This is a genomic window from Streptococcus sp. 596553, from assembly GCF_900411395.1.
In the GTDB taxonomy this organism is placed as follows: domain Bacteria; phylum Bacillota; class Bacilli; order Lactobacillales; family Streptococcaceae; genus Streptococcus; species Streptococcus mitis_BA.
Genome location: NZ_OXCQ01000019.1, coordinates 1 through 16,004 on the forward strand (window position 1 = coordinate 1; position 16,004 = coordinate 16,004).

The following is a 16,004-nucleotide window of genomic DNA, read 5'->3' on the forward strand; positions in this document are numbered from 1 at the left end:
TTGAAAACGGCTTGACAATTGAAGCAGGCTGGCAGAAGAATGATACAGGCTATTGGTACGTACACTCAGACGGCTCTTATCCAAAAGACAAGTTTGAGAAAATCAACGGAACCTGGTATTACTTCGATGGCTCAGGCTACATGCTTGCGGACCGCTGGAAGCAGCACACTGACGGCAACTGGTACTACTTTGACCAGTCAGGTGAAATGGCGACAGGCTGGAAGAAAATCGCTGATAAGTGGTATTATTTTGACACAGAGGGCGCTATGAAGACAGGATGGGTCAAGTACAAGGAGACTTGGTACTACTTAGACGGTAAAGAAGGTGCCATGGTATCAAACGCCTTCGTCCAGTCCGCAGACGGAACAGGCTGGTACTACATCAAACCAGACGGAACAATGGCAGATAAGCCAGAGTTCACAGTAGAGCCAGAAGGGCTCATTACTACAAAATAGAAAGACTTCAAAATAGATTACACTAACCGCAGGCTCAGGCTTGCGGTTTTTTTGTTTTAAAAGGGGCAAAAAAGGGGCAAAAGTGTCGTAAATCTCTGTAAAGTGATGTAAAAACATTTATTTAAAAGCTCAAAATATAGCTGTTTTAAAAGGTGTTGTAAGATATAGTAAAACGATGTAAAGGTATTTGTAAAAGTAGACGGGTTCTAATTTAACCTAGAGAACATAATCCTAAGTGAAAAAATCACTTGGGATTTTTTTAATCAAGAAAATAGTTCTCTTGGAAACTTTTTCTTGACATCTTTTCTGAAAATGATAAAATAGTTCTCATGAAAACTTATTTAGTTCCTAGGAGAACTAAATGCAATGGTTAGAAAGGAGTAAGTATGGATAAGCCGATGTTAGTCTTTAAGCGTTTTGGTCATCAGATTCATCTGATGGTGCAAAAGGAAGCCAAACGTTGTGGTATTGAATTTATGGGTGGGCCTCAAGGTCAGGTTGTGCGTTTTTTGGATAATCGTGAGAAAAACCAAGACTTGGTCTTGATTAAAGATATCGAGCAGGAACTCAATATTACCAAGTCTGTTGCTAGTAATCTGGTTAAGCGTATGGTGCAAAATGGTTTGGTGGAATTGGAGGCGAGTCCTAGCGATAAGCGGGCAAAATTTGTTCGTTTGACGGACAAAGCACGTTCTCAGATGCAACAGGTTAAGGCTTTTTTTGAACGGATAGACAAGCAGTTGATGGAAGACATTGATGAAGATGAATTACTGATTTTTGAGAAAGTTCTCAGTCAACTACAGGAAAATATCAAAAGAATAGGAGGAGATAATGAAGAAATTAGCCAAACGAATTAGTAGAAAAGAATGGGGGATGATTTTACTAGCTATTCTCTTTACTTGCTTTTCGGTCTATCTGGAGTTGGAAGTGCCAACCTATATCTCGAAAATTACGGATTTGCTAGGTAGTCAAGGAACTAATTTAGATGAGTTGTGGCAGCCGGCAAGCATGATGGTGGGAATGTCCTTTCTTGCCTTCTTGTCCGTAGTTGCAGTTGGATTTTTTGCATCCCGAGTGGCAGCTTCTTATACTAGTAGGCTGAGAAGTGATATTTTTAACCGAGTTTTGGATTACTCGCAGACAGAGATTAAGAAATTCTCTATTCCCAGTCTCCTAACTCGTACCACCAATGACATTACTCAAGTTCAGATGTTGATTACCATGGGCTTGCAAGTAGTTACACGTGGTCCGATTATGGCTATCTGGGCTATCGGGAAGATTTTAGGCCATTCAGAATACTGGCTCTGGGCCGTACTTGTGGCAGTGATTGTTAACGTTTTGATGACTACTGTTTTGATGACACTGGCCTTTCCAAAACAGTCCTTGATTCAGGGGCTGACTGATAAACTGAACAGTATCACTCGTGAAAGTTTAACAGGTATTCGTGTCGTTCGTGCCTACAATGCAGAGGATTACCAAAATGAAAAATTTGCTGCAGCAAATGATGAATTGACACGCTTGAATTTGTTTGTCAACCGTCTTATGGCTATTTTGAACCCTATCATGATGGGGATTTCAAGTGGTTTGAGTGTGGCGATTTACTGGATTGGGGCCTATGTGATTAACGACGCTACTCCGATAGCGCGTCTGCCTCTCTTTAGTGACATGATTGTTTTTATGTCTTATGCCATGCAGGTTGTCATGGGCTTCCTTCTCATGGGAGCACTCTTCATCGTTCTTCCCCGAACTATGGTCTCTGCTAAGCGAATTAATCAAGTTTTAGATTTGCATTCTTCTATCCAAAATCCTGCTCAAGTACAGCTGGCTGATGAAAACCTCAAAGGTCAGGTCGAATTTAAGGATGTGACCTTCCGCTATGCGGCAAATTCGGAGGCGGTTATTGAGAATGTTAGCTTTAAAGCGGAAGCTGGTCAAACAGTGGCCTTTATTGGGTCAACAGGTTCTGGTAAATCAACTCTGGTCAATCTGATTCCACGATTCTACGATGTGTCAGAAGGAGAAATTCTGGTGGACGGTGTCAATGTTCAAGGCTATGCCTTAGAAGATTTGCGCAACAAGGTTGGTTATATTCCCCAGAAAGCGGTTCTCTTTTCAGGTGATGTTAAGGGCAATTTGGACTTTGGACAAAGTCAAGAAACACCACTTAGTGAGCAGGCTATGTGGCAAGCCTTGGAGTTGGCCCAGTCTAAGAACTTTATCGAAGACAAGGAAGCGGGCTTAGTGTCAGAAGTGGCCCAAGGAGGAACCAACTTCTCAGGTGGTCAAAGACAGCGTCTGGCCATTGCGCGTGCCTTAGCTCGGAAGCCAGAAATCCTCATCTTTGATGACTCCTTCTCAGCCTTGGACTACAAGACAGACCGTATCCTACGCCAAGAGCTAGCAGAGAAAACTAAGTCTATGACCAAGCTTATCGTTGCACAGCGTATTTCAACGATTATGGATGCAGATTTGATTTTGGTCTTGGATCAAGGTAAAGTCGTGGGACAAGGTACCCACAGGGAACTTCTAGCTAATAACGAAGTTTACCAAGAAATTGCCTATTCACAACTATCGAAGGAGGAATTGGAACATGGAAAATAAGAAAATGTCTCTTTGGAAACAGAGTAAACCCTATCTTGCAGGTCTCCAGTTTGCCCTTTTGATTGCCTTTCTAGCAACAATCGTATCCAATATCATTACTGTATATGGTCCAACCCGCATCAAGGAAATGACTAATATTATTGCCAGTGGTCTGGAAACAAGTGTGGATGTCGCGGCGGTTGCAGCCATTGGTAGTTTTTTAGCCGTCATCTATGTGATTGGACTCCTATCAAATTATTTGCAGGCCTTTCTGTTTACAACAGCTATTCAACGTTTTTCAGAGCGTTTGAGAAGAGCTATTGCAGAGAAAATCAATAGCCTACCATTGGGATATTTTGATGGACACTCTCAAGGAGATACCTTGTCTCGTGTAACCAATGATGTTGATACTGCAGCCCAGTCCCTCAATCAAAGTCTGGGAACAGTTCTTTCATCCACTTTACTGGTCGTGGCAGTCTTGGTGACCATGTTTGGGATGAACTGGATTTTAGCCTTGGTGACGGTTGTGTCAACTCTTATCGGTTTTGCTTTCGTGTCTGTCTTTATGGGCAAATCCCAGGGCTTTTTTAAGAGTCAGCAACAAGATTTGGCAGCTGTCAATGGCTATGTGGAGGAAATGTACTCTGGCCATAATGTGGTGACCAGTTACAATGCCATCGAAAGTACGAAAGAAGAATTTGCGAAATTAAACCATCGTCTGTATGACAGTATTTGGAAATCTCAGTTTATTTCAGGGATTATGATGCCGATTATGATGTTTATTGGGAACTTTAGCTATGCCTTAGTGATTATCGTTGGTGCAGCCTTGGCTCTGAATGGGCGGATTAGTATCGGGATTATCGTTGCCTTTATGGCCTACGTTCGTATCTTTTCTCAGCCTCTTTCACAAATCGCCCAAGGGATTACTAGTTTGCAGCAGGCTAGTGCAGCCATGGGACGTGTCTTCGAATTTCTAGCTGAAGAGGAAATGGGAGACGAATCCCATAAAGAAAGACAATTGAGCGATATGAAAGGTCAAGTGGTCTTTGATCGAGTTTCCTTTGGTTACACACCAGAGAGAACTATCATCCATGACTTTTCTGCGACCGCTCATGCAGGGCAAAAGGTTGCCATTGTCGGACCGACTGGAGCTGGTAAGACAACCATTGTCAATCTTTTGATGAAGTTTTATGAGATTGATAAGGGGAGTATCCGTATCGATGGTGTGGATACCAAGGATATGAAGCGATCGGAAGTACACGATGCCTTTTCAATGGTCTTGCAGGATACTTGGCTCTTTGAAGGTACTATCCGAGATAATCTCATCTATAACCAAGAGGGGATTAGTGATGAGCGCGTGATTGAAGCCAGCAAGGCTGTAGGGATTCACCACTTTATTATGACCCTACCAGATGGTTACGATACAGTCTTGGACGACACAGTGACCTTGTCTGTCGGACAAAAACAACTCTTGACTATCGCTCGTGCTTTGTTGAAAGATGCACCACTCCTAATCCTAGATGAGGCGACTTCTTCTGTTGATACTCGGACGGAAGAGTTAATCCAGAAAGCCATGGATCGTTTGATGGAGGGCAGAACTTCCTTTGTCATCGCCCACCGCTTGTCTACTATCCGAAATGCTGATCTTATTCTCGTCATGAAAGATGGTAATATCATCGAGCAAGGAAATCATGATGAGCTGATGGCGCAAGCTGGTTTCTACGCAGATCTCTATAACAGTCAGTTCACAGAAGATGAGGCAGAAGAATAAATCGAAAGAAGGCTTGACGGCCTTCTTTTTCTGCACTATACTAGAAGACAAGTGCTTCCCTATAAGCAAAATTTGAGTAAGTAATGAGAAAATATATGAAAAATTATCAAGAATGGTATGACCATATTGCTGATAAGATTGAAAATAAGCCCTTTCTTCTGAGTTTGTTAAGAACTTTCAATCGATTCATGACGGTAGTTATGCCTATAGTTTATCTAACCTTGTTAGTTACTACCTATCTCCAAGAAGGACTTGGGAAACAGGTCGGAATCTATGTGTTTATCCCTGCATCAGGTTTTGTGATTTTGTCCTTTCTTCGTAAGAAAATCAATGCCCCTAGACCTTATGAGGAATGGGATATTAAACCCTTGCTTGACAGAGATAGTCCTGGTCAGTCTATGCCCAGTCGTCATGTCTTTTCAGCCACCATTATCTCCATGGCTTGCTTACATGCTAGTTTATCTGTAGGGGTTATCTTGTTGGTCTTTTCAGTCCTCCTCGGTCTAGTGAGAGTCTTGAGTGGAGTGCATTTTCCCAAGGATGTAGTGGTTGGTTATATTTGTGGTCTTGCGTGGGGTGTGATTTTCTTTCTATTTTGACCTGTAAGTTAAGGTAACCTTACAACCACTTACGTGGCTAAAGTAACCACTTGCTTTTTTGCTCTTGTTTTCTTATTTTGGCTTTGATATAGTAGAGTCAGAAAGGAGATGGAATGAAGTTACGAATCGAAATTGACAGCAATTTAGATGAAACTGAAATTGTCATCAAGGCAGCGGCTTTGACAGATGAGATTGCGGATTTACAGCGACTCTTGCAAGAGTCCAAGTCTCCTCGGTTGATTTTTTACAAGGGAACAGGTGAATATTATCTGGACTTATCGGAAATTCTCTTCTTTGAGACAGAAGGTAGCAAGATTTATGCCCATACCCAGAAAGATGCCTACGAAGTTCGGCTCAAACTCTATGAGTTAGAGTCTATCCTTCCTCGCTATTTTAGTCGGGTATCCAAGTCAACGATTGCTAATATTCGGCAAATCTATTCGGTGGACAAGTCCTTTTCAGGAACGGGCACCATTTCCTTTTATCAGACCCACAAGGAGGTTCACGTGTCGCGGTACTATCAATCCCTCCTAAAAGAAAATCTAAGAAACATGAGGTAAGAACATGAAAAAGAAAGCATTTGGTATTGTGTTGCTAGTATTGGCAGCATGGATTTTATTACAGGGACATTATGGTGTTCCATCTTTGGAGACTAAGTATTCTCCTTTTGTCTTTATCGCTTTTCTATTGTATAAGGCAATAGAATCTTCCCTTAGGCATCATTGGACAAGTGCCACTTTTTTAGCATTAACAGCATTAAATATAGTGAATCTTTTTTATGATTGGATTCAGCTATCTCCTATTTCGCTTATTTTAGCTAGTATTTTAATCGTAATGGGTGTCAGCGCACTCACTCATTCTAACAGAACTTGGAATGGAAAAAAATGGTGGTATGATGGTGAAAAAAACATTCTTACAGATAAGGAAGTTGCTTTTGGAACAGGGACTTTCTACAAGCAAGACCAAGAATTGGTAGAGGATCAAGTAGAAGTTGGCTTCGGAAATGCTAAGATATATTACGACAATGCAGAGATTTTAGGAGATACTGCAACCCTGAAAGTAGAAGTTGGTTTTGGCAATGCAGTTATCTTTGTTCCCCAACATTGGAGAGTTGATTTAAAAGTAGAAACTTTCTGTGGTGTAGCTAAGGCAGATACCACTCTAGCCCCAACCAGCAAAACCTTGATTATCCGTGGAGATGTGGCTTTTGGGAAGCTGGAGCTTGTCTACGTTAAGTAAAAAAATCTTCACTTCAACCATCAAAATAGACGTACTAAGAGTAGGAAATTGATGCCTTGCTCTGATTTCCGTTCTATTGTTGTTAGACTTTAAAAAATGAAATGTTGCCTTTAAAAGTTGTATATTTTTCGATATTTTGGCTCTTACGTTTGATGTATCTATGTCTTACAGCGTGGATGATGTAGTGTCAAATGTTTTAAAAAAATGAATGATATTGGACAGTTTTTTTGGCCTCTAATTGCTCAGGCTCCATGAGAGCAAGCACTTGGGTTTATGACAAGGGAGAATGGTATTATGTAAGTTCTTCTGGTGCCATGTTAGCGAATGATTGGGTCAAAGATAATGGCAAGTGGTATTATCTAGCTTCATCAGGTAAGATGCTTCGCAATACCTACACACCTGATGGTTACTACGTTGGCAACTCAGGTGCCTGGCAATAAGAATAATACTCTTAGAAAATTTCTTCAAACCACGTCAGATTCATCCACAACCTCAAAACAGTGCTTTGAGCTGACTTCGTCAGTTCTATCTACAACCTCAAAGTAGTGCTTTGAGCAGCCTGCGGCTAGCTTCCTAGTTTGCTCTTTGATTTTCATTGAGTATAAGAAGTCCTTTTCCTTAAAGGAAGAGGCTTTTTACTTGCTTTTCTGCTGCTTCCTCATTTGTCCTAAAGCCTTTTTTGTGTTAAAATGAATGGTATGAAAGCTAAAAAAATGTGGATGGCAGGTCTGGCTCTGCTTGGTATTGGGAGCCTTGCCCTTGCTACGAAAAAAGTTGCAGATGACCGTAAGCTCATGAAGACTCAGGAAGAGTTGACAGCGATTGTGCGAGACCATTTTTCAGACATGGGGGAAATTGCGACCCTCTATGTTCAAGTCTATGAAAGCAGTCTAGAGAGCTTGGTTGGTGGCGTCATTTTTGAAGATGGCCGTCACTATACCTTTGTCTATGAAAATGAAGACCTAGTCTATGAGGAGGAAGTCTTATGATACAGCCAGAAAGTTTAGAAGAATTGGCATCTTTAGTAGAAAAAGATGGCAAGAAGGTTTTCCTTTTTGTGGCGGACTGGTGTGGCGATTGCCGTTATATCTATCCTGCCTTACCAGAAATTGAGGAGACCAATCCAGAGTTCACCTTTATTCGAGTGGACCGAGACCAGTATATGGATTTGGCTAAACTCTGGGATGTTTACGGAATTCCTAGCCTTGTTGTTCTAGAAAAGGACAAGGAAATCGGCCGTTTTGTCAATCGCGACCGTAAAAGCAAGCAACAAATTAATGACTTTTTAGCAGGACTGAAATAGGAGAAAATATAAACAATGATTTTTACATATAACAAAGAACATGTCGGTGATGTCCTTATGGTCATCGTGAAAAATAGCGGAGATGCCAAACTGGATGTGGAGCGCAAAGGCAAGGTGGCTCGTGTTTTCCTCAAAGATAATGGGGAAACAGTGGCTTGGAATATTTTTGAAGTTTCAAGTTTCTTTGAAATTGCAGAGCGCGGTCAAGTCTTTTTATCAGATGAGCAAGTCGCTCGTTTGAATCAAGAATTGCAGACGGAAGGATTTACAGAAGAAATTGTCAATGACAAGGAACCTAAGTTTGTTGTTGGTGAGATTGTCGAGATGGTAGCCCATCCAGATAGTGACCACCTCAACATCTGCCAAGTTGCAGTATCAAGTGACAAGACTGTACAAATCGTTGCAGGGGCTCCTAATGCGCGTCTTGGGTTGAAAACCATTGTGGCTCTTCCTGGAGCTATGATGCCCAAAGGCAACCTCATTTTCCCAGGCGAACTTCGTGGTGAAAAGAGTTTTGGCATGATGTGCAGTCCTCGTGAATTGTATCTGCCAAATGCTCCGCAAAAACGTGGTATTATTGAATTATCAGAAGACCAAGTTGTCGGAACACCATTCGACCCAGCTAAACACTGGACTGCCTAGGAAGTTGTCAGTATCTGATAGAGCAGATAGAAGGAAATAAGATGGCAAAAAATGTAGTGATTACAGGAGCGACATCAGGAATCGGTGAAGCAATTGCGCGTGCTTATCTGGAGCAGGGTGAGAATGTCGTTCTAACAGGACGACGGACAGATAGACTAGAAGCTCTTAAGTCGGAGTTTGCAGAAGTCTTTCCAAATCAAACCGTCTGGACCTTTCCACTAGATGTCACGGATATGACTATGGTGAAGACTGTTTGCTCCAGTATTCTAGAAACGATAGGGAAGATTGATATTCTGGTCAACAATGCCGGTCTGGCTCTTGGCTTGGCTCCCTATCAGGACTATGAAGAGCTGGATATGTTGACCATGCTGGATACCAATGTCAAAGGTTTGATGGCAGTCACTCGCTCTTTCTTGCCAGCAATGGTAAAAGCCAATCAAGGACATATCATCAACATGGGGTCAACCGCAGGAATCTACGCCTATGCAGGTGCCGCTGTTTACTCAGCTACCAAGGCAGCAGTTAAGACCTTTTCAGATGGTCTGCGAATTGATACCATCGCAACGGATATCAAGGTGACGACCATTCAGCCTGGAATTGTCGAAACAGATTTTTCTACAGTGCGTTTTCACGGTGATAAAGAGCGGGCTGCGTCCGTTTACCAAGGAATAGAAGCCTTGCAAGCTCAGGATATTGCAGACACAGTAGTCTATGTGACCAGTCAACCTCATCGTGTGCAGATTACAGATATGACCATTATGGCCAATCAACAGGCGACAGGTTTCATGGTTCATAAAAACTAAAAAATTTCCTCGAAAAGTTACAAATTTCTGTAACTTTTTTGATTTCCTACGAATAGATAAGTAGGAGGAAAAAATATGTATAATAAAGTTATCTTAATTGGACGTTTAACGTCTACACCAGAATTGCACAAAACCAACAATGACAAGTCAGTAGCGCGAGCAACTATCGCTGTAAATCGTCGTTACAAAGACCAAAACGGGGAACGCGAAGCTGATTTTGTCAATATGGTCCTATGGGGCAGACTAGCAGAAAGCTTGGCAAGCTATGCAACAAAAGGTAGTCTTATCTCTGTGGATGGAGAACTTCGTACCCGTCGCTTTGAGAAAAATGGCCAGATGAACTACGTGACCGAAGTACTTGTCACAGGATTCCAACTCTTGGAAAGTCGTGCCCAACGTGCCATGCGTGAAAATAATGCAGGCCAAGATTTGGCAGATTTGGTTTTGGAAGAGGAGGAATTGCCATTTTAAACATTAAAAAGTCTGAGTTGGTCTCAGGCTTTTTATCTTGAGAAAGTCAGACTTTTTTCTTGACTATTTCTGACCAAGTGATACAATAGAACTATAAATTAGCACTCAGATATAAAGAGTGCTAATAATATCTATCTCATTATGGAGGAAATCAGATGTTGAAACCATTAGGGGACCGTGTGGTCTTAAAAGTAGAAGAAAAAGAACAAACTGTTGGAGGTTTTGTCCTCGCAGGTTCAGCCCAAGAAAAAACCAAAACAGCTCAAGTTGTGGCTACTGGACAAGGTGTTCGTACCTTGAACGGTGACTTGGTAGCTCCAAGTGTTAAGCCTGGAGACCGTGTCTTAGTTGAAGCTCACGCAGGTCTTGATGTCAAAGACGGCGATGAAAAGTACATCATCGTAGGGGAAGCTAACATCTTGGCAATCATTGAAGAATAGAAGGAGAAAGTAAGTATGTCAAAAGAAATTAAATTTTCATCAGATGCCCGTTCAGCTATGGTCCGTGGTGTCGATATCCTTGCAGACACTGTTAAAGTAACCTTGGGACCAAAAGGCCGTAATGTTGTTCTTGAAAAATCATTCGGTTCACCACTCATCACCAATGACGGTGTAACTATTGCCAAAGAAATCGAATTGGAAGACCATTTTGAAAATATGGGTGCCAAATTGGTCTCAGAAGTAGCTTCAAAAACCAACGATATCGCAGGTGACGGAACGACAACTGCAACAGTCTTGACCCAAGCAATTGTCCGCGAAGGAATCAAAAACGTCACAGCAGGTGCCAATCCAATCGGAATTCGTCGTGGGATTGAAACAGCAGTTACAGCAGCAGTAGAAGCTTTGAAAAACAACGCCATCCCTGTTGCCAACAAAGAAGCTATCGCTCAGGTTGCAGCCGTATCTTCTCGTTCTGAAAAAGTTGGTGAGTACATCTCTGAAGCCATGGAAAAAGTTGGCAAAGATGGAGTCATTACTATCGAAGAATCACGTGGTATGGAAACAGAACTTGAAGTTGTGGAAGGAATGCAGTTTGACCGTGGTTATCTTTCACAGTATATGGTAACAGATAGCGAAAAAATGGTAGCTGACCTTGAAAATCCATACATTTTGATTACTGATAAGAAGATTTCAAATATCCAAGAAATCTTACCACTTCTAGAAAGCATTCTCCAAAGCAATCGTCCACTCTTGATTATTGCGGATGATGTAGATGGTGAAGCTCTTCCAACTCTTGTTTTGAACAAGATTCGTGGAACCTTCAACGTGGTAGCGGTCAAGGCACCTGGTTTTGGTGACCGCCGCAAAGCTATGCTCGAAGACATTGCCATCTTAACAGGCGGAACAGTTATCACAGAAGACCTTGGTCTTGAGTTGAAAGATGCGACAATTGAAGCTCTTGGTCAAGCAGCTAGAGTGACCGTAGACAAAGATAGTACGGTTATCGTAGAAGGTGCTGGAAATCCTGAAGCGATTTCTCACCGTGTTGCGGTTATCAAGTCTCAAATCGAAACCACAACTTCTGAGTTTGACCGTGAAAAATTGCAAGAACGCTTGGCAAAATTGTCAGGTGGTGTGGCGGTTATTAAGGTCGGAGCCGCAACTGAAACTGAGTTGAAAGAAATGAAACTCCGCATTGAAGATGCCCTCAACGCTACTCGTGCAGCTGTTGAAGAAGGTATTGTTGCAGGTGGTGGAACTGCTCTTGTAAATGTCATTCCAGCTGTTGCTGCCTTGGAATTGACAGGAGACGAAGCAACAGGACGCAATATCGTTCTCCGTGCTTTGGAAGAACCTGTTCGTCAGATTGCCCACAATGCAGGATTTGAAGGCTCTATCGTCATCGATCGTTTGAAAAATGCTGAAGTTGGTACAGGCTTCAACGCAGCAACTGGTGAGTGGGTTAACATGATTGATCAAGGGATTATCGACCCAGTTAAAGTTAGCCGTTCAGCCCTACAAAACGCAGCATCTGTAGCCAGCTTGATTTTAACTACGGAAGCAGTCGTAGCCAATAAACCAGAACCAGTGGCCCCAGCTCCAGCAATGGATCCAAGCATGATGGGCGGCATGATGTAAGATTTCTATAGAAAACAACTTATAAAAAACACAAAAGGAGGGAATGACTAACCCTCTTTTTGTGATATTCACTTCTAAATTGATTTGAGCTCTCCTAACTTATATGATAAAATAAGACTAGAAAAAGGAGAAGAACATGATCGATGTAGAAGAAATTCTGAGCAAGATGAACCCCAATCAGAAGATTAATTATGACCGTGTCATGCAGAAGATGGTACAAGTATGGGAGAAAAATGAGCAACGGCCAACCATTCTCATGCATGTTTGCTGTGCCCCTTGTAGTACCTATACCCTAGAATATTTGACCAAGTATGCAGATGTGACCATCTATTTTGCCAATTCTAATATCCATCCCAAGGCAGAATACCACAAGCGAGCTTATGTTACCAAGAAATTTGTCAGTGATTTTAATGAGCGGACTGGAAATACGGTCCAGTATCTAGAAGCTCCCTACGAGCCAAATGAATACCGAAAATTAGTTAGGGGACTAGAGGAAGAGCCAGAAGGTGGCGACCGTTGCAAGGTTTGCTTTGACTACCGACTGGATAAGACAGCGCAAGTGGCTATGGATTTGGGCTTTGACTACTTCGGTTCAGCCTTGACCATCAGTCCTCATAAGAATTCTCAAACCATTAATAGCATCGGAATCGATGTGCAAAAGATTTATACCACTCACTATCTTCCCAGCGATTTCAAGAAAAATCAAGGCTACAAACGTTCAGTAGAGATGTGTGAAGAGTATGACATCTACCGTCAATGTTATTGTGGATGCGTCTATGCAGCACAGGCCCAGAATATTGACCTAGTTCAAGTTAAGAAGGACGCCACAGCGTTCTTGCTGGATAAGGATGTTGAAAAAGACTATTCCCACATCAAATTTACTGTTACGAAATTAGATATATAGAAATCAACCCAGCTGTAAAGCTGGGTTTTTAAAATAAAAAAACCAGGGCTTTCACCCTAGTTTGACAACTTTACCGATTCTTTAGTTCTACATAGCGCTTGTACCAAATGTTTACATAGGCTTCGGAGAAAGGACCTCGTCCATTGTTAATCCAATCAACAAGAATTTTGACATGTTCTTTTAAAATATAGTCCAAGTCATCAGAATAATTCATTTTGCGTTTGTGGCGCTCATACTCCTCAACGTCCAAGAGACGTTTTTCCCCATCTGTAAAAATTTTAACATCCAAATCGTAATCAATATACTTCAGAGCTTCTTCATCCAGATAGTAGGGGCTAGCCATATTGCAATAGTAGGAAATTCCATTATCGCGAATCATGGCAATGATATTAAACCAATATTTCTTGTGAAAGTAAACAATAGCCGGTTCTCGAGTGACCCAACGACGACCATCACTTTCGGTAACAAGTGTATGATCGTTGACACCAATAATGGCGTTTTCTGTTGTTTTTAGTACCATGGTGTCCCGCCAAGTTCGGTGGAGACTCCCATCATGCTTATAACTTTGAATTGTAATAAAGTCGCCTTCTTTTGGAAGTTTCATAACTAACCAACTTTCTACAATTTATAAGTTTATCGTTTACTATTGTACCATAAAATTACCTAAAATCTGTGAATTTTACATGAAAATATTAAAGATATTCTCTGAGAGCGCTCGCTATATCCGAAAAATCGTAGCCTTTTCGTGCTAAAACTTGAGTTAAACGCTGTTTAAGTTCGTATCCTTCATATTTTCGGGCATATTTAGCATATTGCTTATCAAGTTCCTTGAAGATGAGTTCCTGAGTCGTTTCTTGATCAACTTGACTATCCAACTGGTCAAAGGCAGTTTTAGCATCAGAATAGGAAAACCCCTTGTTGGTCAGATTTTGGATTATCTTATCTTGCAAGGCACGAGCTGGAAGTTTTCCCTCATATTTTTTCAATAGTTTATTAGCTACACGTTGAGCAACTTCAAAAAAATCAAATTCTTTCAAGTTCTCTTCTATAGTAGATTTTGAAATCCCTTTTTGAGCTAGTTTCTGAGTCAGTACATAAGGACCCTTGTCTCCTGAAAGTTGATTGGCATTGATGATAGCATAAGCGTACTGGCTATCATTAATCCACTTATCTTCTTTAAGATTAGCAATGACTTGAGAAAGGATGTTTTCATCGATATCGTATTTTTTCAGATATTCTCTGATTTCTTTTTCAGTACGTGCTTTAAAGGATAAGTGGTAGAGGGCCAGATTCTTACCATAAGAAAATTGAGCAAAGTCCTGAATCTCTTTCAATTCTTCTTCACTTATCACCTTATCTCTTGATAACATAAAACGAACAATAGTATCTTCAGTAATGTAGCATTTATCGTCATTATCAAGCTCCATCAGATAGAGTCTTTTTTTCTTTTCAAGTTTTGTGATTTTCATAGTTCTATTATAACTCAAAATGTGATAAGATAGGGGTATGAATCTGAAAGTGAAACAAAAAATACCATTAAAAATCAAGCGCATGGGAATTAATGGTGAGGGAATCGGCTTTTACCAAAAAACGTTAGTTTTTGTACCTGGAGCACTAAAAGGAGAAGATATCTATTGTCAGATTACTTCTATTAGACGCAACTTTGTTGAAGCAAAATTACTAAAGGTCAACAAGAAGTCTAAATTCCGAGTTGTGCCAGCTTGTACTATTTACAATGAGTGCGGAGGCTGCCAAATCATGCACCTGCATTATGATAAACAACTGGAATTCAAGACGGACTTACTTTACCAAGCGCTGAAAAAATTTGCCCCTGCAGGATATGAAAACTATGAAATCCGTCCAACTATTGGAATGCAGGAACCAAAGTACTACCGTGCTAAGTTACAAGTTCAGACTCGAAAATTTAAAAATCAGGTCAAGGCAGGTCTGTATGCACAAAACTCTCACTATTTAGTAGAGTTGAAAGACTGCCTGGTACAAGACAAGGAAACCCAAGTGATTGCTAATCGTCTAGCAGAATTACTTACTTATCACCAGATTCCAATCACCGATGAGAGAAAAGTTCTTGGTGTTAGGACTATTATGGTCCGACGAGCAAGAAAGACTGGACAGGTTCAGATTATTATTGTTACAAACTGCCAGCTTAATTTCACAAAACTGGTAAAAGATTTAGTTAAAGATTTTCCAGAAGTTGTGACAGTAGCTGTAAATACAAATACAGCTAAAACAAGTGAAATATATGGTGAAAAGACAGAGATTATCTGGGGACAAGAGAGTATTCAAGAAGGTGTACTCGATTATGAATTTTCACTATCTCCTCGAGCTTTCTATCAACTAAATCCTGAACAAACAGAAGTTCTTTATAACGAGGCGGTAAAAGCCTTGGATGTTAATAAAGAAGATCATTTGATTGATGCTTATTGTGGAGTTGGAACAATTGGATTTGCCTTTGCAAAGAAAGTTAAAACACTCAGAGGTATGGATATTATTCCAGAAGCTATTGAAGATGCCAAGCGAAATGCTAAAAGAATGGGATTTGACAATACTCATTATGAAGCTGGAACAGCAGAAGAGATTATTCCTCGTTGGTACAAGGAAGGATACCGAGCAGATGCACTGATTGTGGATCCACCGCGTACAGGTCTGGATGATAAGTTGTTAGACACTATTCTTACCTATGTGCCAGAAAAAATGGTTTATATTTCATGTAATGTTTCAACTTTGGCAAGGGATTTGGTAAGATTAGTAGAAGTCTACGATATCCATTATATCCAGTCGGTCGATATGTTCCCACACACCGCTCGAACTGAAGCAGTTGTAAAATTAATTAAAAAATTTTAAAAAAGGTGTTGACAAGTCTGAAAAAGACTGTATAATAGTAAGAGTTGAAAATAACAACTCTGGTCCGTTGGTCAAGGGGTTAAGACACCGCCTTTTCACGGCGGTAACACGGGTTCGAATCCCGTACGGACTATGGTATGTTGCAGTTGGAAACACTTGATGAAAAAAGTTTTAAAAAAATTTCAAAAAAGTGTTGACAAGCGAAAGCGACTGTGATATACTAATATAGTTGTCGCTTGAGAGAAGTAAGTGACAAAGACCTTTGAAAACTGAACAAGACGAACCAATGTGCAGGGC

18 protein-coding genes, 1 tRNA gene and 2 pseudogenes are annotated in these 16,004 nt (G+C 40.9%); 18 read left to right on the forward strand and 3 right to left on the reverse strand.

The genetic code is table 11. The features are described 5' to 3' along the window. The 8 genes and pseudogenes from DSY56_RS11245 to DSY56_RS11285 all read left to right on the forward strand — a co-directional run. A pseudogene (locus DSY56_RS11245) lies at nucleotides 1-455 on the forward strand (N-acetylmuramoyl-L-alanine amidase family protein); the annotation flags it as partial. Between the two features lie 386 nt (nucleotides 456-841). Then, on the forward strand, nucleotides 842-1,312 hold the full coding sequence (locus DSY56_RS11255; protein WP_112445758.1) for a MarR family winged helix-turn-helix transcriptional regulator: 471 nt from the start codon (nucleotides 842-844) through the stop codon (nucleotides 1,310-1,312). Beyond that, on the forward strand, nucleotides 1,287-3,056 hold the full coding sequence (locus DSY56_RS11260) for an ABC transporter ATP-binding protein (protein WP_112445760.1): 1,770 nt from the start codon (nucleotides 1,287-1,289) through the stop codon (nucleotides 3,054-3,056). Before DSY56_RS11255 ends, DSY56_RS11260 begins: the two co-directional genes overlap by 26 nt. Then, complete coding sequence (locus DSY56_RS11265; protein ID WP_112445762.1) at nucleotides 3,046-4,806, forward strand: ABC transporter ATP-binding protein; 1,761 nt, start codon at nucleotides 3,046-3,048, stop codon at nucleotides 4,804-4,806. Before DSY56_RS11260 ends, DSY56_RS11265 begins: the two co-directional genes overlap by 11 nt. A 95-nt stretch (nucleotides 4,807-4,901) precedes the next feature. Further along, nucleotides 4,902-5,405 carry a phosphatase PAP2 family protein gene (locus DSY56_RS11270; RefSeq protein WP_200832454.1) on the forward strand — a complete coding sequence of 168 codons (504 nt, stop codon included), beginning with the start codon at nucleotides 4,902-4,904 and terminating at the stop codon, nucleotides 5,403-5,405. Between the two features lie 113 nt (nucleotides 5,406-5,518). Next, the gene (locus DSY56_RS11275; protein WP_112445766.1) at nucleotides 5,519-5,965 is read left to right on the forward strand and encodes a LytTR family DNA-binding domain-containing protein; all 447 of its coding nucleotides are present in this window, start codon (nucleotides 5,519-5,521) and stop codon (nucleotides 5,963-5,965) included. 4 nt (nucleotides 5,966-5,969) lie between these two features. Then, nucleotides 5,970-6,644 carry a hypothetical protein gene (locus DSY56_RS11280; RefSeq protein ID WP_112445768.1) on the forward strand — a complete coding sequence of 225 codons (675 nt, stop codon included), beginning with the start codon at nucleotides 5,970-5,972 and terminating at the stop codon, nucleotides 6,642-6,644. A gap of 242 nt (nucleotides 6,645-6,886) precedes the next feature. Then, nucleotides 6,887-7,084: pseudogene (locus DSY56_RS11285) on the forward strand (N-acetylmuramoyl-L-alanine amidase family protein); the annotation flags it as partial. 24 nt (nucleotides 7,085-7,108) lie between these two features. On the opposite strand, the gene DSY56_RS12620 reads toward DSY56_RS11285, so the two are convergent. Further along, nucleotides 7,109-7,240, reverse strand: a complete 132-nt coding sequence (locus DSY56_RS12620) for a hypothetical protein (RefSeq protein ID WP_268810481.1) — start codon at nucleotides 7,238-7,240, stop codon at nucleotides 7,109-7,111. A gap of 93 nt (nucleotides 7,241-7,333) precedes the next feature. On the opposite strand from DSY56_RS12620, the gene DSY56_RS11290 reads away from it, so the two are divergent. From DSY56_RS11290 to DSY56_RS11325, 8 genes are all read left to right on the forward strand, one after another. After that, the gene (locus DSY56_RS11290) at nucleotides 7,334-7,633 is read left to right on the forward strand and encodes a DUF4651 domain-containing protein (RefSeq protein ID WP_001013971.1); all 300 of its coding nucleotides are present in this window, start codon (nucleotides 7,334-7,336) and stop codon (nucleotides 7,631-7,633) included. Beyond that, nucleotides 7,630-7,947 carry a thioredoxin family protein gene (locus DSY56_RS11295; protein WP_060806141.1) on the forward strand — a complete coding sequence of 106 codons (318 nt, stop codon included), beginning with the start codon at nucleotides 7,630-7,632 and terminating at the stop codon, nucleotides 7,945-7,947. Before DSY56_RS11290 ends, DSY56_RS11295 begins: the two co-directional genes overlap by 4 nt. A gap of 15 nt (nucleotides 7,948-7,962) precedes the next feature. Beyond that, the gene (gene ytpR, locus DSY56_RS11300; protein WP_023943328.1) at nucleotides 7,963-8,589 is read left to right on the forward strand and encodes a YtpR family tRNA-binding protein; all 627 of its coding nucleotides are present in this window, start codon (nucleotides 7,963-7,965) and stop codon (nucleotides 8,587-8,589) included. 41 nt (nucleotides 8,590-8,630) lie between these two features. After that, nucleotides 8,631-9,392, forward strand: a complete 762-nt coding sequence (locus DSY56_RS11305) for an SDR family NAD(P)-dependent oxidoreductase (RefSeq protein WP_112445772.1) — start codon at nucleotides 8,631-8,633, stop codon at nucleotides 9,390-9,392. A gap of 75 nt (nucleotides 9,393-9,467) precedes the next feature. Next, nucleotides 9,468-9,863, forward strand: coding sequence for a single-stranded DNA-binding protein (locus DSY56_RS11310; protein WP_000282439.1), 396 nt, complete (start codon nucleotides 9,468-9,470; stop codon nucleotides 9,861-9,863). 155 nt (nucleotides 9,864-10,018) lie between these two features. Then, on the forward strand, nucleotides 10,019-10,303 hold the full coding sequence (gene groES, locus DSY56_RS11315; RefSeq protein ID WP_049489733.1) for a co-chaperone GroES: 285 nt from the start codon (nucleotides 10,019-10,021) through the stop codon (nucleotides 10,301-10,303). 15 nt (nucleotides 10,304-10,318) lie between these two features. Beyond that, on the forward strand, nucleotides 10,319-11,941 hold the full coding sequence (gene groL / locus DSY56_RS11320) for a chaperonin GroEL (protein WP_112445775.1): 1,623 nt from the start codon (nucleotides 10,319-10,321) through the stop codon (nucleotides 11,939-11,941). A 136-nt stretch (nucleotides 11,942-12,077) separates the two neighbouring features. After that, nucleotides 12,078-12,845 (forward strand): epoxyqueuosine reductase QueH, encoded by a 768-nt coding sequence (locus DSY56_RS11325; RefSeq protein WP_000567567.1) that lies wholly within the window; start codon nucleotides 12,078-12,080, stop codon nucleotides 12,843-12,845. A 70-nt stretch (nucleotides 12,846-12,915) separates the two neighbouring features. Here DSY56_RS11325 and ntdP read toward each other — a convergent pair whose 3' ends face one another. Together ntdP and recX are read right to left on the reverse strand one after the other, a co-directional pair. After that, nucleotides 12,916-13,449 carry a nucleoside tri-diphosphate phosphatase gene (gene ntdP / locus DSY56_RS11330; protein ID WP_000775316.1) on the reverse strand — a complete coding sequence of 178 codons (534 nt, stop codon included), beginning with the start codon at nucleotides 13,447-13,449 and terminating at the stop codon, nucleotides 12,916-12,918. An 88-nt stretch (nucleotides 13,450-13,537) separates the two neighbouring features. Beyond that, nucleotides 13,538-14,314: a recombination regulator RecX gene (gene recX, locus DSY56_RS11335; protein ID WP_112445777.1), complete on the reverse strand. Its 777-nt coding sequence runs from the start codon at nucleotides 14,312-14,314 to the stop codon at nucleotides 13,538-13,540. Nucleotides 14,315-14,351: 37 nt separating this feature from the next. On the opposite strand from recX, the gene rlmD reads away from it, so the two are divergent. Both rlmD and DSY56_RS11345 read left to right on the forward strand, forming a co-directional pair. Then, entirely contained in the window at nucleotides 14,352-15,707 is a 1,356-nt protein-coding gene (rlmD, locus tag DSY56_RS11340) for a 23S rRNA (uracil(1939)-C(5))-methyltransferase RlmD (protein ID WP_112445779.1), read from the forward strand. A 61-nt stretch (nucleotides 15,708-15,768) separates the two neighbouring features. Further along, nucleotides 15,769-15,840, forward strand: a tRNA-Glu gene (locus DSY56_RS11345). Nucleotides 15,841-16,004: the final 164 nt, after the last annotated feature.